Raw genomic sequence first — 21,341 nt, 5'->3', positions numbered from 1 at the left:
GTTTACGGCTGTTTTATCGACGAAGTCACATCGCTTAATCTGCCATCCTCCAAGCTCAACACCTTGTCGGCGCTGGCTATGGTTTGTGGACGGTGAGCGATGATCACTCGTGTGATCGATAACTGTTTAATATGATTGTTTATCGCCATTTCGTTTTGCACATCTAAATGGCTGGTGGCTTCATCCAAAAACAAAATTCGCGGCTCTTTGTATAGCGCTCTGGCTAAAATAATGCGTTGCTTTTGACCGCCGCTTAAATTGGCGCCCATATCGCCTACCAAAGTGTTGTATTGCATACTGGTTTTAGCGATATCCTCATGAATACAGGCCAGGTGGGCGCAATAAACAATTTTCTGCATATCGATATTGGTTGAAAGGCACGCAATATTTTCTGCAATAGATCCGGTTAGAAGCACGTCATCTTGCATTACCGCTGCAATGCTTTGTCGATAGCTATCTATGTTTGAAAGAGCAATGCCATCGACCAAAACTTGTCCATTTGTGGGTTGCAGTAATCCCATCATGCACTTCATTAACGTACTCTTGCCACAGCCACTAGGACCAACGATAGCGATGGTAGAGCCTGACTCGAATGTGTGGTTTATATTTTGGAATACAGGTGCATCAAGTTGGCTATATGAAAACCCTAAATTAACTAAGCTAATTTCGCCGTGTATTTTATCGTGCTCGGATGTTGAGCTGGTTAGTCGCGGGTTTTTGAATTCCCTAACCATGGGATCTTTCGAGGTGTAAACTACATCAGCAAGTCGTTCACAATGTAGCTCTAGCATCCTAAATTCTATCCATTTTTCAATTAGGTTATTCATAGAATTGATAAAGCGGGATTTATAACTGACAAATGCAAAAAGCATCCCCACACTCAGCGTATTGTTAGTGACTGCCAGTGCTGCAAAATAAATAACAATTATGTTTTCCAGCCCAAACAGAATTTTATTCGCTGTATCAAAGCCGATATTCCAGCGCTGTAAACGTATTTCTTTATTCATGGCTTCCGCAAGTTTGTTTTGCCACTGACTTTGTCTGTCCGTTTCCTTTTCAAATAGCTTAATGGTCTGAATTGCTCTTACCGATTCCATAAAATGGCTGTTTTCTTTAGCCGAAGAAACAATGCTTTCTTCGGTTAAGCGTTTTAATGGTTTGTAAAAAAGATAGCGCAGTAGTGCATACAGAAAGACGATTGCTAAAACGATGAAAGTTAATTTGCGGTCATATAAAAACATTACCCAGACAGTGAGAGTCGCCATTAAGCCATCAACAAATACCGTCACTAACCCGGTTGTTAGCAGTTCTCGTATGCTTTGTAGCGAGCCAAACCGTGAAACAACATCACCCATGTGGCGTTTACTAAAATAATCTAGAGGTAACCTTATAAGGTGCGTAAATACATTTGCTGCCATTTGAATGTTTAGGCGGCTTGATAGATTTAAAATGACCGTTTGGCGAATGTATGAGGTGCCCGTATCTATCAGTAAGAGCAAGCCGAATCCAAATGCCAAAACCGTGAGTAAATTGAGGTCGGAACGCAAAATCACATCATCGATGACGGTTTGCATGTAATAAGGTTGAATCAATGCAAAAACTTGGATGAAGATTGAAAGCAATAAAATAATGGCTAAACTGCGCTTCAATCCATTAATTCGATTCCAAAAATGACTCAAGGATAACTTTCGTTTTTGTTTGCCTTTCTCAAACGCTGGGGTCGGGGTTAGCTCTAGTGCTATTCCGGTGAATAGTTTGTCAACTTCGGCAAGCTCTAATACCCGCTCTCCAATCGCAGGGTCATGAATATACACTTTATGTCTAGTGACTTTTTTTAATACTACAAAGTGCTTCAGTTCCCAATGTAAAATACAGGGTGTTTGCAATTCAGTTAGTTGTTCCATCTCAAGGCGTAATGCCCTTGAAGACAACTCCATCTGACCTGCTATTTGCATAATTTGTTTTAACGTAGCCCCATGGGCAGAAATGGAAAAGCGGCTTCGAATACTGGTTAAATCTATTTCATATCCATAAAATCCGCTGATCATCGCTAAACACGCTAGGCCACACTCAGACGCTTCCGTTTGCAATACGCAGGGCAGTGAGTGGCGAGAGCTAAAGTTAAGCAAACTTTCGGGGCGAGGAAAAGTAGTACTATTCATTAGATTCTACCCCGCAAACTCAACAACGGTTCAAATATCCACTCAAGTAAACTGCGTTCACCCAATTGCACATCTGCTGATAAGGTCATTCCTGATTTTAAACTTAGCTTTTTGCCATACGCAGATACTGACTGGGATTCGAGGGTGGCATGCACTAAATAGACAGGTTCTTGAATATTCAGGGGAGCATAGTGTACCTCATTAGGTAAAATCACTGCATCGGAAACACTCGTAATAGTGCCTTGATACAATCCAAACTTTTGATATGGGAAAGCGTCATAACGAATTTGTATAGGTTGGCCCTGTTCAACAAATCCAATCGCTTTTACTGGCACTAAAAGTTTCGCCTGAATCTGACTTTCTTGCGGCACGACTGAAAGCAAGGGGGTGTTTAGATTCGTTTGTTGACCCACTTGGGCTTGGAGATTCGATATTAAACCATCTCGCGAAGCCTTTAATACATGTCGACTTTGACTGCTTAACTGGGCTATTTTTAGTGCTAGGTCGCTGAGTTTAGATTTTATCTGATTGGCTTGGTTTAACTGATTTTGTGGTAGCGTTAATAATTGATTCTTGGTTGCATTGATATCATTGTTTAAGTTTATTTTTTCTCTCTGCAATGCCTGTTCTTGATTTTGTAACCCCAGTTTTTGTTCTAAAACCTGCTCTAAATCAGCTTTGGAAATATGTCCAGATTTGCGCATCGATTGATAGTTCTGGTAGCGTGAAGAAACCAGAGAATGACGTTTTTGAAGAGTCTCAATCTGAGTATCGAGCCTAATGATGTCTTGACCCATTGCCAATAGTTTTGACTGGGCATTTTGAATCGTTATGGTGTCGATTATTTCGACTCGTTCTATTTGTGCCAATAATATACGTTGCTGATTTTTATATTCATCAAGCAAGGTTGTTTGCAAACTTGAGCCGCTGCTAAGTGTGCGGTCTCCGTCTATTACAAGCAGTGCTTGGCCTTCTGATACGAATTGTCCCTCTTTAACTAGCACCCGCTCTATTCGACCTGATGTCGTTTCAGGAAACACTTTGACAACGCCATTTGGCGGCTCTAACCATCCAGCAACGCTCTCTTTGCGCGCGTATTGACTTGTTACTAACCAAGCTAAAGCTGCAATAATCCAGGCACTCACAAAAAGCGTCACTAATACATGAGAAGAGGTAGGGATAAGCAATATCTCACCGTGAAGCCGATTTTTTTGGTGATCGATAGCGCTTTGCCTAAACAGAGATTCTTGCATGCTCTTTCCTTTTCAGTTTTGTGACTGTTTTATGTCTATTGCCGTTTCACTCTATTTGTTGCTCATTACCACTTGCGTAGGAAATATCCATCCTTGGATTTACCGCTCCTTGTTGCAAAAAATACATGCTGACGATGCCTGAAGCGTGATAGTTATCATCTCGGACAACACAGAATTAACTTCTCTGTTTAAATGTCTACATAGTGCTTTCTTGCCTTGGTTTCCTTACCATCTTTGGTTTTACAACCTTCTTCCTTGATGCCTCCTTGCTGATCTGACTGTAAGCCTTCCTAGCTTCAATCGGATTTCGCGCTTGGCGTTCCTTGCTTTAACGATCCTTCGTTAGTCCGTTTTTGACTCATTCCGTTTGTGTCAATGTCATTTTCCGTAATGACGATTTAAGAATAAAAAAGAATGAAATAAATGCGTTGGAATTTTGGGACGAAAAAATACACAAATGGGACAAAAAATAAGAATGTCTTATATTTCAATAGGAAAAATGATAGGTCTTGCAGTAATGGGACAAAAACTAGTAAATTTGGGACATAAAAATCATAGCGCTGTGTCAGCCACTAAGATTTTAATTAAATTGAGGAATAGTTTTAGTTACGGCTTGGCGATTGCGGCTAAGTTTGCGTGCACCAATTATACAAATGCGTGGGTTTTTGCGGTTGTTGATTGTTAGCGTTTACACTTTAAAATTTTATTTTGCCAACCAGCATGTCTTTAAACATTACCCAATCGCCTAAAAAACTATAAAGGGGGTAAGTAAATGTCGCTGGCCGATTATGTTCAAAGAAAAAGTGTCCAACCCATGCAAACCCATAGCCTAAAACCGGCAATACTAGAAGATAACGCCATTGCCCAGTGGTAAATATAAAGGCCAGTGTAAGCAAGATTAAAAAGGATCCTACAAAGTGCAGTCTGCGACAGACTGGGTTCTGATGTTCCCGCAAGTAAAACGGATAAAATTGAGAAAAACTTTTGTATTCTTTATCTGCCATTATCTTTACCTTTCGCTATCACGTTGTTGATGCTCAGAACACTAGCACATACAAATTTAATATAATGTCGCTTAATTGACATTGTCGTGCAAGGTGATTAGCAACAACGCACTATTTTTGGGCACTATTTATATCGCTAGGTTGCTTTTTAAAATCAATGCCCCCACTTTAAACCGATAGTATTCAATCAGTGCGTTTCAGTTTATGAAACTAAAAAATAGAAAGAGCTAAAAATGCAGAATTTTGTAAACCTGAATATAGAAAATTTTCAACAAGTCATAATCGAAGAGTCTAAAGAAAAGCATGTGCTGGTGAATTTCTGGGCACCGAATTTGGAAATGTGTGAACAACTCACACCCATTTTGGAAAAGCTTGCTAGTCAGCATGCCGAGCATTTGATTTATGCCAATGTAAATTGCGAACAAGAGCAGCAAATTGCACAACAGTTTGGGATTCAAAGTTTACCCACTGTTATTCTAGTTAAAGACGGTCAACCGGTTGACGGATTTGCGGGCCCTATGATGGAAGAGCAAATTCAGGAATTGTTAGAAAAACATTTGCCTAATGCTGAAGATGGTTTGTATGAAAAAGCCGTCGCTTTAGTTAACCAAGGCGATTATCAACAAGCTTTTACTATCGCGAAGCAAGCCCATGATTTGGCGTCTGAAAGGGCCGATATAGCCCTAGTGTTAGCCGATTGTTATGTGGAGTTAGGCAACACCAAACAGGCTCAACTGTTGTTAGATAACATTCTTTTAGTCGATCAGAATGGTTATTACCACAGTATTGTTGGCAAAGTAGAGTTAGTTGAAAAAGCATCCGAGTCGCCGGAAATAAAACAACTGCAAGCTCAGTTAGAACAACAGCCAGATAATTTAGAACTGAAAGTTGAATTAGCTGTGCAATTGCATCAAGCCAATAAACCTGAAGAAGCATTAGAATTACTTTTCGCAGTGCTTAAAAAGGACTTAAGTTTTGGGGATGCACGCAAATATACTTTGGATATGATTAATGCGATGCCTGATGGCGATCCATTGAAGTCTAAGTCTCGTCGCACAATGTACAGTTTATTGTATTAGAGTCGATTCAATCCAACTAACGGAAGGAAAGTGGTAATCCGGCTTTGTGCTGTAGCCACTTTTCATTCGCCAGTTCTACATCTATCAGAGGGTGAGCTCTGAGCCAACCCTCTGGAAAAGTTAAGTGCCAATGTTGATCATCAATTTGTAACTTAATTTCCGGCAACAAGTCATCTTTTCTGCGAATCGAAAGTAAACACGACAACCTTAAGATGCGAACCAATCCATATAGCAAAGGTTGCATATCAGGGTGATATTGGGAGAACTTATTCAAATCTAGTTCTGCTCGATGACTCAGTACTAAATCTCGAATACTCTTACGTTGCATTTGCGAGTAGCCGTTAAGGTTAATATGGCTAAGAATATAAGCACCATGGATATGGTATTGTTTATATTCAATATGCAAACCAATTTCGTGCAATAACGATGCAGCTTCAATAACGGCTAATGCATCAAAATTACAAATATTAGATTGTGAACACAATTGTTTATAAAAGTTGACCGCAACATTACACACTCTTTGTGCTTGTTGTTCATCAATATGATAGGTTTTAATGGCATCGTTAATTGAATGACTGCGGCGGTCATTTTTTTCGCAATTCTCAAGCATCCCATAAATCAAACCTTCCCTGAGAGCGCCACCTGAGATTTGCATTTCTTGGATTTTAAGTTGTTCAAATAATGCGACTAAAATACACAAACCACTCGGGAATATGGCTCGTCTTGCCTCTGTAAGGCCTTCAATATCTAAATTATCTAAATTGCCACAATCAATGCATTGCTGTACCAAGTTATGCAAATAATCTAAGCGGATGGCATCACTAATACCTTGTTCGACGAGGATCTCAACAACGGCTTGGGGAGTTCCTGAAGCGCCAAGGCATTGCTGCCAATCGAAACAAATAAAATCATCTATAACAGGCAATAATTTTTGTTTGGCTTCTTCAATGGCGTTGTGCATGTTCTGTTCAGATATAACCCCATCGATAAAATATCGTTCTTTAAATGTCACGCAACCCATGTTTAAGCTAACCAGGTTGATGGGCTGCATGTCATTGCCAATGATAACCTCGGTACTGGCTCCACCAATATCAATGACTAAGGTATTTCCTTGGTTCGCGGATGTATAGGCTACGCCCAAATAGATTTGGCGCGCTTCTTCTTCGCCACTGATAACTTCGAGTTTTTGATTTAGAATTTGTTGCGCTTTTTCGATGAATACATTGGCATTTTTGGCTAAACGTAAGGTGGCGGTGCCAACTACTTTGATGTTCGATAAGGGGATGTCTTGCAGGCGTTCGGCAAAGGTTTCCAAGCAACGCCAGCCTCGCTCCATGCTGACTTGGTCAAGCATCATGCCGTCATTTAAGCCAGCGGCTAATCTTACTTTTTGTTTTACTTTGCCAATAATTTGAACCGAGCCGGAAACGACCCTAACGATAACTAAATGAAAACTGTTGGAACCGAGATCAACTGCGGCATACAGTTGGTCTTCATTGGTTACCGATGTAATTGGCTGATTTTCCATTAACGCCTTTTCTGATTGCGGTTATTCGGTCGCTTCTGATACGTTTTACCACTTTGTTGTCGCTTTTTGTACTGCGGTTTAGGTGGTGTTATATCTTCAAGTAGCGATTCTTGGTCATAATTACTTACTGGAATAGGACGGCTAATATAGCTTTCAATTGCAGGTAAATTCAACGCATATTTTTCACAAGCGAAGCTAATTGCATGTCCACTTTTGCCAGCGCGACCAGTTCGTCCAATGCGGTGAACGTAATCTTCCGCATCATCGGGTAGGTCATAGTTGAAAACGTGGGTCACTTTTTCGATATGTAAACCACGAGCAGCTACATCGGTGGCAACCAGAATATCCAGTTTATCTTTACTAAAATCTTCTAGTATTTTTAAACGTTTACGTTGTGGAACATCACCACTTAACAAGCCTACACGATGACCATCGGCTTCCAACCAATCACTGAGTTTCTCACAGGTATGTTTGGTGTTAGCAAAAACAATCGCTTTTTCAGGCCATTCGTCTTCTAGCAAGGTCAGAAGTAGCAGCATTTTATCTTCATCAGAAGGATAAAATAACTCTTCTTGGATACGGCTGGCTGTTTGTTTGTCGTGTTCAACCTTCACATGTGTGGGGTTGTTCATATGCTCGTAAGCAAGTTCTTGAACTCGATAAGACAAAGTGGCAGAAAATAACATGCTTAAACGTTTGGTTGCATCGGGCATGCGTCTGAACATATATCGAATGTCTTTAATGAAGCCTAAATCGAACATGCGATCTGCTTCGTCGAGCACAGCAACTTGAATATTTTCCAAGGAAAAAACATTTTGTTTGTAATAATCGATTATACGGCCAGTGGTGCCAATAATAATATCTACACCTGATTGCAAAGATTCCCGTTGACTTTGGTAACCTTCACCCCCATATATCAAACCAAGCGATAATCCGGTGTGTTTACTCAATAATTCGGCGTCATTGTAAATTTGTACTGCCAATTCTCGAGTAGGTGCCATTATAATAGCTTTAGGTTGCTTACCTGATTCATTTGGATGAGTCAGTAATCGATGAAATGTGGCAACAAGAAAAGCAATAGTTTTTCCTGTTCCTGTTTGAGCTTGACCTGCAATGTCTTGCCCTTCCAAAAGGTGCGGCAGACTTAACGCCTGTATTGGCGTGCAGTGGATAAAGTTTGCTTCTGTTAATGCCTTTAAAACATCCTCATGGATGGGCAGATCAGAAAAATGTGTTTCAGTTAAATGTGTAGTTTGCATAGCTTATAGCTTATCAGTGCTTGCATTAAAAACCAGTTTCTATAAAACTCTCATTATGCGCTGAACTATCTCAGCGAGAGACCAATTACGGAGAAAAGTATGAGCGACAAAATTATCCAGTTATCTGACGATAGTTTCGAGGCCGATGTTATCAATGCTGCTGGTCCTGTCCTAGTTGATTTCTGGGCGGAATGGTGCGGCCCATGTAAAATGATTGCGCCAATTCTAGAAGAAGTTGCTGGCGAGTTCGACGGCAAGTTAACAGTTGGCAAGTTGAATGTCGATGAAAATAATGAAACTCCGCCAAAGTATGGCATCCGTGGTATACCCACTTTGCTATTGTTTAAGGACGGAAATGTCGCTGCTACCAAAGTAGGTGCATTGTCAAAAACCCAGTTAGCTGAGTTTTTGAACGACAATATCTAAACTCAATTAATGCGCAGAACGACTCACTTAAATTTGGTTTTTCTGCGTATTTTTTGTATTTTTAACGAAAAATAAACATTCTTTGCATTAATCATCGTTTTTCGCTGGACGGAACAACTAATTGGTGCTAACTTTCGATTGTTCATATCTTGAACTCACCAAATTTCGCGCTCAATCCATAGAGTAAAACGAATTTAATTAGCCAAAAAACCTGAAACTAATAAAACAGGGTGCCTTTTAGCACATTTCAAATCACAAAGACCCACCAATATGAATTTAACAGAATTAAAGAATAAACCGATCAGCGAACTTGTAGCATTAGCCGAAAAGATGGGCCTAGATAATATGGCTCGGGCTCGCAAACAAGACATTATATTTGCCATACTGAAAGCGCACGCAAAAAGCGGCGAAGATATTTTCGGAGATGGCGTACTCGAAATACTCCAAGATGGTTTTGGATTTTTACGGTCATCAGATTCTTCATATTTGGCCGGTCCGGATGATATTTATGTATCTCCCAGCCAAATTCGCCGGTTTAACTTGCGAACCGGAGACACCATCGCTGGAAAAATACGTCCACCTAAAGACAGCGAAAGATATTTTGCACTACTGAAAATCAATCAAGTTAATTTCGACAAACCAGAAAACTCCCGCAACAAAATCCTTTTTGAAAACTTAACACCGTTACACGCTAATCGACGTTTTACGTTGCAACGTGGGAATGGTAGTACAGAGGATTTGACTGCAAGAATTTTAGATTTGGCTTCACCCATTGGTGCTGGTCAACGTGGTTTGATTGTTGCTCCGCCTAAAGCCGGTAAAACATTATTGCTGCAGAATATTGCGCAATCAATTGCAGCTAATCATCCAGAATGCGAATTAATGGTATTGTTGATCGATGAGCGTCCAGAAGAAGTAACTGAAATGCAACGTTTGGTGCAAGGTGAGGTTGTTGCCTCTACGTTTGACGAGCCAGCGAGTCGCCACGTTCAGGTTGCTGAGATGGTCATTGAGAAAGCCAAGCGTTTAGTTGAACATAAAAAAGACGTGGTAATACTACTCGACTCTATTACTCGTTTAGCGCGTGCTTACAACACCGTTATACCTTCATCAGGTAAAGTACTAACCGGTGGTGTTGATGCTAACGCCTTGCACAAACCAAAGCGTTTCTTTGGTGCTGCACGTAATGTGGAAGAAGGCGGTAGCTTGACCATTATTGCAACAGCATTGATCGACACTGGTTCGAAGATGGACGAAGTCATTTACGAAGAATTTAAAGGTACAGGTAATATGGAACTGCACCTTAACCGTAAAATTGCTGAAAAACGTGTGTTCCCAGCTATCGATTTCAATCGTTCTGGTACTCGTCGTGAAGAATTGCTTACCACTCAAGAAGAATTACAGAAAATGTGGATCTTACGTAAGATAGTCCACGAAATGTCTGAGATTGACGCTATCGAATTCTTAATTGGTAGATTAGCCATGACTAAAACCAATGAAGAATTTTTTGATGCGATGAAACGTCAAAAAAGCTAACAATACCTAATTTTTTAAGATCTAAAAATCCACTGTAGTTTGTGCTCCAGTGGATTTTTTATTTGTACTGCAAATTGTGATATAAAAAGTCTCGTACGCTAATAAAAATAACTAAAAAGAAGGGAATTATGAACAAGCTACTCCTCACATTGTCACTTTTACCTACCTTATGTTTTGCTGACACTGTCGATCTAATGGCGGATAAAATTGAAGCCAAAGTTATTCAATGGCGTCATCATTTACATGAAAATCCTGAGCTATCAAATCGTGAAGTTAAAACTGCTGAATACATTGCTAAACACTTAAAGTCACTAGGGCTGGAAGTTCAAACTGGTGTGGCGGTGACCGGCGTGGTGGCAATTTTAGATAGTGGCAAGCCCGGACCTGTCGTTGGCTTACGAGCTGATATTGATGGTTTACCGGTTCCAGAAAATAATGATTTACCTTGGAAATCTAAAGCCAGGGGCGAATACAATGGTAAAGATGTACCTGTGATGCATGCCTGTGGACATGATACGCACATTGCAATGCTGATGGGAGCGGCTGAAATTCTAGTGGGAATGAAAGACGAGCTGCGTGGAAAAGTGAAATTTATTTTTCAACCAGCTGAAGAGGGAGCACCTAGCGGAGAAGAAGGTGGCGCTGAATTAATGGTGAAAGAAGGCGTTCTTAAAAACCCAGATGTGGACGCTATATTTGGACTACACATTAGCTCACTTGCCGATGTAAATACTGTTTTGTATCGCGAAGGTGGCGTAATGGCGGCGGTAGACCCTTTCAAAATTGTTATAAAAGGCAAGCAAGCACATGGCGCTTACCCATGGATGAGTGTTGATCCTATTGTCACGGCTGCACAAATGATTATGAGTATTCAAACCATCGTCAGTCGTGAAGTTCAACTTTTAGACGATGCTGCCGTGGTAACCTTTGGCGCAATTAATGGTGGAGTGCGCTCTAATATCATTCCTAACGAAGTTGAGCTGGTGGGCACTATTCGCACCTTAAACAAAAAAGCCCGTGACCTCATGTATGAAGCCATGCCAAGAAAGGTTAAAGGCATCGCCGATAGTATGCGTGCTGAAGCTGAGCTAACGCTTCCATTAGACTATTCTTATCCAATTACCTTTAATGATCATGACTTGACATCGACTATGCTGCCAACTCTTATTAAGACCGCTGGCGAAGATAAAGTGATTTACAGTAAACCGGTAACAGGCGCAGAAGATTTCTCGTTCTTCCAAGAACAGATCCCAGGGTTGTACTTATGGGTTGGTGGAAAACCTTTAGACGTTGACCCTAAAGATGCGCCTGCTCACCACACTCCTGATTTTTATGTGGATGACGAGGGAATGAAATTAGGCGTTCGTCTATTAACTAATATGACAATCGACTACATGAAACAAAATTAGTCTCGATACCACAGATAGTTAACTAAAAAAACGGCATCTATTTAGATGCCGTTTTGCTTTAATCTTATTACCGGTTTCTAAAACTATTTAATTGCTTTTTTCAGCACCAGATAACCAGTCACCGCTGACACTATTGAGCCTAATAATATGCCGAGTCGCTCATCAAAAAATGCATTGTTGCCGGTTTGTTCGAAGGCTAACGAGCCGATAAATAAACTCATGGTAAAACCTACACCACATAAAATCGCGCAGCCATACAATTGCGTAAAGTTTTGATCCGCAGGCAGTTTAGCCAAGCCTAATTTTATCACCAACCAACTAAATCCAAATACCCCCACCTGTTTGCCTACAAACAGCCCTAAGAATATGCCAAAGGTGACGGGGTGTAATACTGAGTCCACGCTGATACTGGCAATATTGATCCCCGAGTTAGCAAAGGCAAAAACTGGCAGTATGACAAAATTGACCGCCGGAAGCAGACTGTGCTCTAAGGTTTTTACAGGTGATAGGTTGGGATTATTGTTGTCCCGCATAGGAATAAAGAACGCTAATAACACACCCGCTAAGGTAGCATGAACACCGGATTTGAGCATAGCAACCCACAATACCACGCCAATTAAAATGTAGGAGGGGATCTGTTGGACATTTTTACGGTTCATGCTGGTCAAAATGACTAAACACAAAGCCGCTACAATTAATGGCCAAGTAGAAATATTGTCACTGTAAAACACGGCAATGATTAAGATGGCACCAATGTCGTCGATGATTGCTAAGGTCACTAAAAATATTTTTAAGCTGGTGGGGACGCGACTTCCAAGCAGCGCTAAAATACCCATCGCAAACGCAATATCGGTAGCCGCAGGTATCGCCCAACCTGCTAGCGCCACCGGGTTTCCCCAAGTGAAAAATGCATAAATGCCTGCAGGTACAAGCATGCCGCCAATTGCGCCACTGGCCGGTAACACTATATTCGCAGGATTGGATAAACCACCCTCTAGTATTTCCCGTTTGAGTTCCAAGCCCACCATAAAAAAGAATACGGCCATCAACCCATCATTAATCCATAAAAGTAATGGTTTATTAATTTCCAGCGCGCCAATTTGAATAACTACTGGCATTTCGATGAGTAAATCGTAAATGATTGAAAAAGGAGAGTTGGCTACAAGCAATGCAAGCACAGCTGAGCACATTAATAGGATACCGCCGGCGGATTCTTTCTTTAAAAACCTGTCTAACATTAATCACTCCTTTTAAACTACATTACAACCTTAAGGTTAGCTTGTGGATGCATAGAATGCGTAGTTAATTGCTACTTTTATCAAATCCATGCCATGTTAACGTTAATCACTACATATAATAGCTAATCCCCTGTTTATTACGTAGATAATGTATAAAAAAGCCCAGTTATTTTTGAATAACCTACATAAAATCCTCCCTTTGGGCATTTAATGTTTAATTTCGTATTAGCAAGATTTGGGCTTGGGCGAAAATTAGGCTACAATCTGCCGCCTCAATTATTGAGGGTAGTATTCCTGTTCTAGGTTTACGTATATTTTATTTAAGCGAAGGTGGAGTAGGGGCTAACGAGAGTTTGCTTTTTAACTATCATTTTTACTATTTGACTAAAATATTTATCCTCTAAACTTATTACCGACATTCAGTTGGTTCTCAGACCTAAAAATTTAGGAGCAGATATGCCTAAAGTGGCAATAGTAATGGGTTCAAAATCAGATTGGCCAACCATGCAGCAAGCTGCAATTATGTTGAAAAACCTTGGTGTGGACTTTGATGCAAAAGTGGTTTCCGCACACAGAACGCCAGACTTACTAACTGAATTTGCTAAAACTGCTGCTGATAACGATTACCATGTCATTATTGGCGGAGCGGGTGGCGCGGCTCACCTGCCGGGCATGATTGCTGCGCATACACATATTCCAGTTTTTGGTGTACCTGTTCGCTCCAGTCAGTTAAGTGGTGTTGATTCACTATATTCAATAGTGCAAATGCCTAAAGGTGTGGCTGTTGGTACTTTAGCGATTGGCGAAGCGGGTGCAGCTAATGCAGGTTTGCTAGCCGCGCAAGTTATTGCGCTACACGATAAGAAAGTGGCTGAAGCCGTTGTTGCGTTTCGAAAACAGCAAACCGATACTGTACTTGCTTTAGATGAACTGGAGTTACCTGAATGAACGTACTGATCTATGGATCAGGGCAACTAGCACAAATGATGTACCTATCTGCCGTGCCTTTGGGATTCAAAGTCTACGCGGTGGATGTTGCCAATCACACTGTGGTTGATCCCATTAGTAAAATAAAACTCGATATCAGTATTGAACAAGCTATCGATATGGCCGATGCATTGTCGGTTGAGTTTGAACATGTACCGGAAGATTTGCTGGAACAGGCGCAAAGCAGCGGAAAACTGTACCCAAGCATGCAAGCTATTTTGACCGGTGCGGATCGCGTGCGTGAAAAAAACGTACTCGAGAAATTACAGATCAACAACAGTAAACACCTCATTATTACTGACATCGAACAACTCGATGATGCGGTAGCCCAATTAGGCGAAAAACTGATTATCAAAGCCAGTCGTGATGGCTACGACGGCTACGGTCAATGGCGTTTATCTAGTAACCAAGATTTACCTGCATTGAAGCAACAATTAGCCGATTTAGATTTAGAGCAGGTGCCTTTAATTGCCGAGCAAATGGTGCCATTTGACCGCGAGTTGTCGTTAGTTGGTGTTCGCGGATTACACGGTGACATTAAGTTCTACCCCCTGGCTGAAAATCTGCATCATCAAGGTCAGCTCCATGTATCGGTTGCCCCCGCGCCAGATATTGATAGTCAACTAACTGCGCAGGCGCAAACCGCGTTTACAAAATTAGTTGATGAATTTGATTACGTTGGTGTGTTAGCCGTAGAGTTTTTCCAAGTAGGCAATCAATTATTGGTTAATGAAATAGCGCCTCGGGTGCATAACTCTGGTCATTGGAGTATGCAAGGCACTGATTGCAGCCAATTTGAAAATCACATGCGCGCCATTTCGGGATTGCCATTAGGTAATACCCAAGCTCACGGCAAAAGTGCGATGATCAATATTATTGGTTGCGATGACTATTCTATTGATTTACTCAGTCTCGATCACTGCCACTTGCATCTGTATGGTAAAAGCGTCAGAGCAAAACGTAAGATGGGACATATTAATTTAACCGGTGACAGTTATGCCGACTTGGCTGAACTGATGACTACGTTGGCCAAATACGTTCCAGTCGAACATTTCCCTAAATTGTTAAATGAAGCAGATAAACTAGCAAAAATAGATTAATGGGGTGCTGATAACTTAACCACTGCGATGAAAAATCAGGCGCTTAGATGAAAACTTGCAATAAAACCCAATAAGTAGAGAAACAACTGTTGACAAGATTCAATCTGCGATTAAAATAGCGCCTCGCTTTTGAGACAAGATTTACCAACCTTGTCACTGCTGTAGAACGACTTACAACAGTAAATCAAAAGCCGTCACCTTAGTGTGCCGACTTAGCTCAGTTGGTAGAGCAACTGACTTGTAATCAGTAGGTCGCCAGTTCGACTCCGGCAGTCGGCACCATTTTCTCTTTATGCCTTTTTATCTATCTGCTAAATTCCCAGACGTTCTGTAGTCCAGACGTTGGCTTATTTAGACAGCAATCGAAAAATGGCGTGTAGATATCACTTCCAAGTAAGACTCATCCCAAAAACAAACACAAAAAATAGACACAAAAAAAGCACCGATGAAATCAAAGGTGCTGATTCAAAACTCGCTGGACGTTATCGTTTGTTTATTTCTTAAAACGACGTGATGCTAACCCCACCAAACCTAGGGAAAAAATAGCGAATGTAGATGGCTCGGGCACAGAAACCATTCCAGCGAATACCGCAATATCACTATCATCTGCGCTTACGGTATTGGTAAAGCTGCCAATATCTCCGGCTGCGAACGCGCTTGTCACCAAATAATATTGCTGAAAACCCACTAAATTGAAACTAAATTCTGAGGTGCCTATACCGCCTGCACCATCATCATCACCGGCTAACAAATTGACTAATTGATCGCTTGGCGAGAAATCAAATTCGTATAGATGCAAATAACCATCATAATCCTGGACACTGCTAAAATTGAATTCTCCCGAACCAGCAGTATAAAAACTTTGTACATGATATTGAACCGGCCCAAGTGTTGAAATACTTGGGCCGTCTCCAACTGGACGAGCCCAAAAGTCTCCAGTGGCATTTGTGTCTGAATAAACCAAACTTGAAATCGCTGGCGCTGAGCAACATGCCAGCGTTACTAACATCAATTGTATTACCTTTATTTTTATTTTATCTATCACCGTCTTCTTCCTTTAATGATTTGTTTTGTATTAACTGCTAAGCCCCGCATCGCAAATGTAATAACTAACAAATGCAATAATTTACAAGAGCAATAATTAAACCAAAGTGAAAATCACCAATGTTTTCAATGTGTTTGTTTTTTGTACAGGTGGTGGGAGGGGGTTTTTGTAAAAGAACTGGACGTTATTGGATAGTTAGGATGTGACTTATACCGAGCGTCAATATAGTAAACCGGTAGCAACTCATTTTAATAAGTTGCTGCCGGTTTATTAAGTATTTACTTGATTTGAGTAATTATATGTTTTTTTGAAATATACAACATTATGGGTTGCCTATATCTGATGGTGGGTTAAGTTTTTTCCCTTTTTTGGCAGGATCCATAGGGTGTAATTCTCTTCCTGATACATTTCTAAATTCAAAATTGGCATATTGCAAGTCGCTTCCACCTTGAATTTCTGTGAGGTAGTCATCGCCAATTTCTTGCATTGTTTTTAAGTTTAATTTGCAGTTCATTATATTCTCACTTGTTAGAGTACATTTTTTGTACCATATTAATTATGTAAAGATTCATAAATATTAACATTTAAATGTGGGACAAATAGTTGTGTTTTTGGGACAAAAACTTAGAAATGTACTGTCAATTTTAGCTTTTATTTATTGTGTTAACTCATATTCTTTTGAGTCGAAAAAGACACTTGAAGATAGTCCTTTAGGTGCTACTCACTCGCTCTTTAAAGGGAAGTCTTCTTTATGGTTAGGGGGAGAAAATGGAATCTTTGCAATTACTGGCTCTTATGTTTTACGTTATGGGGAAAAAGATCATTCTCTGTTTGAATATGATGTTGAATCCATATACGAAGATATTCAAGGGGGAATTTGGATTGCAACCTTTGGGAAAGGTATTTATTTTTTAGAAGCCGATGAGTTTTATAAAGTCGATTTCAATATTAAAGAAAAAGTGTCCCTATTTTGCCGCGATATCAAAGGTATCGATGAAGTTATTTATTTCAGTTGTGGCGGAGAAATATATAGTTATTCAATTGCAACAGGAAAGTATAAATTAGAATTAGATTCATCTATTGCTGATACGAGAGATATTACGTTTTTCGAGATTGCTGAAAATACTATTTATGCGATTGATGAATACAATAAGTTAATCAGTTCAAATAACGGGGAGATCTTGGAGCTTATTTCCCCCGATAAATTTGAGAATATTTTAGAGTTTCACACTGTTTTTGTTTTAGATTCAAATACCTTGCTTGTTGGGACAAACAAAGGACTACTTTCAATTGATAGAAAAAATAATCAAGTTGGCTTTTTACTAACTGACAGTATTGATGAGGACGTCACTCAAATTTTTAAGTTTGGAAATCAAGATCTTTGGATTTATCAAAATGGATTTAAAAGAATAGAGTTTATGAATAATAAACAGCCAGAAACAGTTAAAATTTTTGATGAAATGGGAGGGGTCGATTTTGGTGACGTTTATGATGTTAGTGTTTTTGATGATGACACTTTTGTTTTTTCTAGTCCTCTTTTTGGTATCACCACATTCAATTCAATAAATAATTCGATTGCATATTTGAATTTATCTAAAAGTAGTTCAGGCTCGATTGAAGAGAGTTTCTTCGATGGCGAAAAGCTAATGCTATCTTTTAATAATCGTCTGCAAGAATTCGATTTGGATACTTTCGTAATAAAAGAGCTTACAGAAGATATTGGCTTTGTAAGCTCAATTAGAAAGCTGTCTGGAAATGCATATTTAATATTCTCAGATAAATTAGGGTTAGCGGAGGTTGGTTTTAAGCAAGGCGGAGATTATGAAATTAAGTACTTCAATATAGATTTAAAAGGGGGGGAAATCACTTCTATTTTGTCTTACTCAGAAAGTTACTCTCTATTTGGCGTGATAGGTGGAAAATCCCCGGGTATTTATAGAATTGATAAGTATGGAAACTATAAGCAATTAGTTAAAAGTGTTAATCCTGATATTTTGCTAAAAAAAACTGATGGTCAAATAATTGTAGCGCTAAGGTTTTATGGAGTTAAGAGCCTTAGCGAACTTGAACAAATAGATGTAGAAAATCTTATTGTTGATAAAAAATTAGCATATATTAACAATTGTTTATTGGAAGACAATAAAGGGGTTATTTGGCTTTGTACCGATGGGGCTGGGCTAGCTTATTTAGATGAAAACTCCGGAGATTTAAAATATATTGATACTGTTTATACTGCGAATTCTAGACATATAAGAGAGCTTGTGCAGGATTCGGAGGGGTATTTCTGGGTAATGACCAATCAGGGATTGGTTAGATATGACCACGTTAATAAGACCTCAATTAAACTCGGTAAAGAAGACGGTATTAAAGATGTCGACTTTGAAATAACTGCTTCAATAAATCTGACAGATGATCAAATACTGATTGCCGGAGATAGAGAAAATTATATAGTAAATACTCGTTTGGCCAATCGATTTCTCGATAAGCGCCTCAAAAAAGTTAACCAAACAGTATTTGTTGATCTCATGGTGTTGCTTAGGGACGAACAAGGCATGGTCTCAAAAAAGCTAGATTTGATTAAATCTGTTGAGAATAATACACCAATGGTGATTTCTTATGATGAATTTTTATTCGAATTAAGCTTCGCCGCGAATAACTTTGTAGATCGTGATGTATTGAAATTTCAATATAGGTTAGTTGGTTTGAATAATAGTTGGGTTGACGCTTCTACGAAAAATGCATCAGCCACTTACTCAACATTGCCAAGCGGAGACTATTTATTTGAAGTCCGTGTCGTGGATCCCAAAAGTGCAAGTATACAACCCGTAAATTCATTAAAGATTAAGGTTCGACCTCCTTATTGGCAGACATGGCAGGCTTACACTGTCTATATTATTGCGTGTATTCTTGCTTTAATTGGTTTTTCTAAATATCGAACTTTTCAGCTTAAGTCCCTCAATGAAAGGTTAGAGTCCTCTGTTCTAATACAAACAAAGGAATTGGCTACAAGTAAACGGAGGTTAGGTGATGCGTTGCACCATAAAGAATTATTGTATGCAAATGCATCTCATGAGTTTAGGACACCACTTGCTTTAATTTCTGGCCCTATTGAACAACTTGCGAAGTCTATTACAGACGAAAAATCAAAAAGGTTTTTAGATATATTGAGGCTTAATGCATTTCGACTAACTAATCTAGTCGACCAAGTACTTGAATTATCGAAAATAGATTCGAGTAGGTTGGATGATAAGGTTCACTATGATCTTTATAACTCTATTCAAATAATCGTTGAATCATTTAGACCAATTTCGTTAAGTAAAGGACAGCAATTAATTTTTAAAAATACGTGTGAGGGAACTGGTACTTACATTGCTGACTCTTTGGAAAAAATACTTTCGAATTTACTAATGAATGCTTTTAAATATAACAACGAAGGTGGTGATGTCGTTGTTTGTGTTTCAAGCGTAGATAGTACTCTCACAATAGAAATAGCTGATCATGGTTTAGGAATAGAAGCTGAAAACATGGATTTGATTTTTGACCGATTTACTCGATTGGAAAACGCTTCCGAAGCCAATGGATCCGGTTTAGGCTTAGCAGTGGTCAAGGAGCTGGTTAACGCTAATGGGGGCAATATAGAAGTCGAAAGTCAAATTGGCGAGGGTACAAAATTTATAATTAGCCTTCCAAAAAGTAATGTTACTTCTATTACAGAATCTGAATTGTTTGTATCTACTTCAATCGATAATAACAAAACTGAATTGGAAGTTGTCGATATCGATAGCACTATATCAAGTGTAAATAATGAAGCTACTAAGAAGCTTTCAATCCTGATAGTGGAAGACCAAGTCGATATGCGTAATTATTTAAGTTTAATTTTTAGCAAGGAATACGATTGTTATTCTGCTAAAAATGGACAAGAAGGGTTCGAAAAGTCATTGGAAATAATACCGGATATTATTGTTACTGACCTGATGATGCCAGTGTCAGATGGTTTTGAGCTAGCCGGCAAGATAAGGGAAAACGAACTGACGTCCCATATTCCCATCATCATGTTGACTGCCAAAGGCGATGATAAAACTCGAATGGCGAGCTGGGGACACCATATTGATCAATATATCAAGAAACCTTTTAATAACTTAGAATTGTTGGCTAGGGCGAAAAATTTACTAGAAATAAGACGAAAGATCTCACAAAAATATAATTTCAATGGTGTTGAAAATAAGGATATTTTCGAATTAAATAGCGATTGCATGTCTTCTGAGCGGGATACGCGCTTTTATGACAAATTTATTGACTGGTTAGAAGATAACTATAAAGATAATCGTTGTAGTAGAAGTCGAGCAGTTATTGAACTCACCATAAGTGAAAGGCAATTAAATCGTAAACTCACCGCATTTACTAATTCTAGTTTTACTGAACTACTGAGAAAATACCGCCTTATTAAAGCTAAAGACGATTTACTCAATGGCAAGCAGATAACTGAAACTGCCTTTAATGTTGGGTTTTCATCGTCGGCGTATTTTAGCAACAAGTTTAAAAAGGAATTTGGGCTGTCTCCCAAAGCTTATATCAAAAAAATGAAAGCGGATTAAAAAAAATGGCGCTGTTTAAGCGCCATTTTTATTTAAGGTTTTAAACCTTCTGCCTAGCCTTCGGTTTTATCTTTTGCTAAACGTACTTTCAAGGTGCGTTCTTGAAAATCAGTATCGTTTAACTTCTTAATCATTTTGTCTGCACTGCTACTGGCAACTTCAACAAAACCGTATCCTTTGCGCTTTCCAGTGCGGCGGTCTTTCATTAATCGAACTGAGGCTACAGTGCCAAATTCTGAAAAATGTTCAGATACTGCATTTTCGTCTACTTTATATGGAAGGTTACCAACATAAAGAGTGGTGGTTGATGATATGTCTTCTGCTGAACTTTTAACTGATTTGGATTCAGAAATAAGTTTAGAAAATTGAGGAATGGCGATTGCTCCGAAAAGTAAGCCGAAAATGAAGGCCAATTGAACGGAAGTAAAATCGTCTGGGAGTGCGAAGTAAGCAATGATTGAAAATGCTATAGCGAATAGTGTGTTTAATAAAGAGAAAGATTTCATGTAGTAATTACCTAATATGATTATTGTTATAGGATTTCTTTTAAAAAGGAAAAGAAAGCACTGCCATGTTACGCATAAATAAACAGATAACCAAATTTGTTTGCTTATAGATTGCTCGACCCGCTCAAACATTGTCCGTTTATTGGGCTTTAGTCGTGTTTTTTCGAGAATTTGTCACTAATTTGAAATAAACCCTTGATCTTCGGATTATGGT

General features: G+C 39.3%; 16 protein-coding genes and 1 tRNA gene. 8 read left to right on the top strand and 9 right to left on the bottom strand.

All coding sequences use genetic code 11. The features are described from left to right. Positions 1-2 precede the first annotated feature (2 nt). The 3 genes from KO530_RS08200 to KO530_RS08190 form a co-directional block, all read right to left on the bottom strand. Entirely contained in the window at positions 3-2,162 is a 2,160-nt protein-coding gene (locus tag KO530_RS08200) for a peptidase domain-containing ABC transporter (protein ID WP_216047939.1), read from the bottom strand. Next, positions 2,162-3,415, bottom strand: coding sequence for an HlyD family secretion protein (locus KO530_RS08195; RefSeq protein WP_216047938.1), 1,254 nt, complete (start codon positions 3,413-3,415; stop codon positions 2,162-2,164). Before KO530_RS08195 ends, KO530_RS08200 begins: the two co-directional genes overlap by 1 nt. A gap of 695 nt (positions 3,416-4,110) precedes the next feature. Continuing rightward, complete coding sequence (locus tag KO530_RS08190; protein WP_216047937.1) at positions 4,111-4,419, bottom strand: DUF962 domain-containing protein; 309 nt, start codon at positions 4,417-4,419, stop codon at positions 4,111-4,113. Between the two features lie 233 nt (positions 4,420-4,652). Between KO530_RS08190 and KO530_RS08185 the strand changes: the two genes are divergently transcribed. Further along, the gene (locus tag KO530_RS08185; RefSeq protein ID WP_216047936.1) at positions 4,653-5,498 is read left to right on the top strand and encodes a thioredoxin family protein; all 846 of its coding nucleotides are present in this window, start codon (positions 4,653-4,655) and stop codon (positions 5,496-5,498) included. Positions 5,499-5,514: 16 nt separating this feature from the next. Here KO530_RS08185 and KO530_RS08180 read toward each other — a convergent pair whose 3' ends face one another. Together KO530_RS08180 and rhlB are read right to left on the bottom strand one after the other, a co-directional pair. Next, positions 5,515-7,026: a Ppx/GppA phosphatase family protein gene (locus tag KO530_RS08180; protein WP_216047935.1), complete on the bottom strand. Its 1,512-nt coding sequence runs from the start codon at positions 7,024-7,026 to the stop codon at positions 5,515-5,517. Beyond that, positions 7,026-8,285 (bottom strand): ATP-dependent RNA helicase RhlB, encoded by a 1,260-nt coding sequence (gene rhlB, locus KO530_RS08175; RefSeq protein WP_216047934.1) that lies wholly within the window; start codon positions 8,283-8,285, stop codon positions 7,026-7,028. The genes KO530_RS08180 and rhlB overlap by 1 nt, the downstream gene beginning before the upstream one ends. 99 nt (positions 8,286-8,384) lie before the next feature. Here rhlB and trxA point away from each other — a divergent pair, with 99 nt between their 5' ends. From trxA to KO530_RS08160, 3 genes are all read left to right on the top strand, one after another. After that, the gene (gene trxA / locus KO530_RS08170) at positions 8,385-8,711 is read left to right on the top strand and encodes a thioredoxin TrxA (protein WP_008845982.1); all 327 of its coding nucleotides are present in this window, start codon (positions 8,385-8,387) and stop codon (positions 8,709-8,711) included. 270 nt (positions 8,712-8,981) lie between these two features. After that, the gene (gene rho, locus KO530_RS08165) at positions 8,982-10,247 is read left to right on the top strand and encodes a transcription termination factor Rho (RefSeq protein ID WP_216047933.1); all 1,266 of its coding nucleotides are present in this window, start codon (positions 8,982-8,984) and stop codon (positions 10,245-10,247) included. A gap of 128 nt (positions 10,248-10,375) precedes the next feature. Beyond that, complete coding sequence (locus KO530_RS08160) at positions 10,376-11,656, top strand: amidohydrolase (protein ID WP_216047932.1); 1,281 nt, start codon at positions 10,376-10,378, stop codon at positions 11,654-11,656. Positions 11,657-11,739: 83 nt separating this feature from the next. Here KO530_RS08160 and nhaA read toward each other — a convergent pair whose 3' ends face one another. After that, positions 11,740-12,894 carry a Na+/H+ antiporter NhaA gene (gene nhaA / locus KO530_RS08155; protein ID WP_216047931.1) on the bottom strand — a complete coding sequence of 385 codons (1,155 nt, stop codon included), beginning with the start codon at positions 12,892-12,894 and terminating at the stop codon, positions 11,740-11,742. Positions 12,895-13,350: 456 nt separating this feature from the next. Between nhaA and purE the strand changes: the two genes are divergently transcribed. The 3 genes from purE (at position 13,351) to KO530_RS08140 (ending at position 15,263) form a co-directional block, all read left to right on the top strand. Further along, positions 13,351-13,842, top strand: coding sequence for a 5-(carboxyamino)imidazole ribonucleotide mutase (gene purE, locus KO530_RS08150; protein WP_216047930.1), 492 nt, complete (start codon positions 13,351-13,353; stop codon positions 13,840-13,842). Further along, complete coding sequence (locus tag KO530_RS08145) at positions 13,839-14,981, top strand: 5-(carboxyamino)imidazole ribonucleotide synthase (protein WP_216047929.1); 1,143 nt, start codon at positions 13,839-13,841, stop codon at positions 14,979-14,981. The genes purE and KO530_RS08145 overlap by 4 nt, the downstream gene beginning before the upstream one ends. A 206-nt stretch (positions 14,982-15,187) precedes the next feature. Then, positions 15,188-15,263: transfer RNA gene (locus tag KO530_RS08140), tRNA-Thr, on the top strand. Positions 15,264-15,474: 211 nt separating this feature from the next. Here KO530_RS08140 and KO530_RS08135 read toward each other — a convergent pair. Both KO530_RS08135 and KO530_RS08130 read right to left on the bottom strand, forming a co-directional pair. After that, positions 15,475-15,990 carry a PEP-CTERM sorting domain-containing protein gene (locus KO530_RS08135; RefSeq protein ID WP_216047928.1) on the bottom strand — a complete coding sequence of 172 codons (516 nt, stop codon included), beginning with the start codon at positions 15,988-15,990 and terminating at the stop codon, positions 15,475-15,477. A gap of 358 nt (positions 15,991-16,348) precedes the next feature. Further along, positions 16,349-16,540 (bottom strand): hypothetical protein, encoded by a 192-nt coding sequence (locus tag KO530_RS08130; protein ID WP_216047927.1) that lies wholly within the window; start codon positions 16,538-16,540, stop codon positions 16,349-16,351. Positions 16,541-16,631: 91 nt separating this feature from the next. Between KO530_RS08130 and KO530_RS08125 the strand changes: the two genes are divergently transcribed. After that, positions 16,632-20,621, top strand: coding sequence for an ATP-binding protein (locus KO530_RS08125; protein WP_216047926.1), 3,990 nt, complete (start codon positions 16,632-16,634; stop codon positions 20,619-20,621). A 53-nt stretch (positions 20,622-20,674) separates the two neighbouring features. Here KO530_RS08125 and KO530_RS08120 read toward each other — a convergent pair whose 3' ends face one another. After that, positions 20,675-21,127, bottom strand: coding sequence for an RNA recognition motif domain-containing protein (locus tag KO530_RS08120; protein WP_216047925.1), 453 nt, complete (start codon positions 21,125-21,127; stop codon positions 20,675-20,677). Positions 21,128-21,341 lie beyond the last annotated feature (214 nt).

This window comes from Aliiglaciecola lipolytica, assembly GCF_018860635.1.
Classification (GTDB): Bacteria; Pseudomonadota; Gammaproteobacteria; order Enterobacterales; family Alteromonadaceae; genus Aliiglaciecola; species Aliiglaciecola lipolytica_A.
The sequence above is the reverse complement of the archived record's forward strand: the minus strand, read 5'-3'. Positions and strand labels throughout refer to the sequence as shown.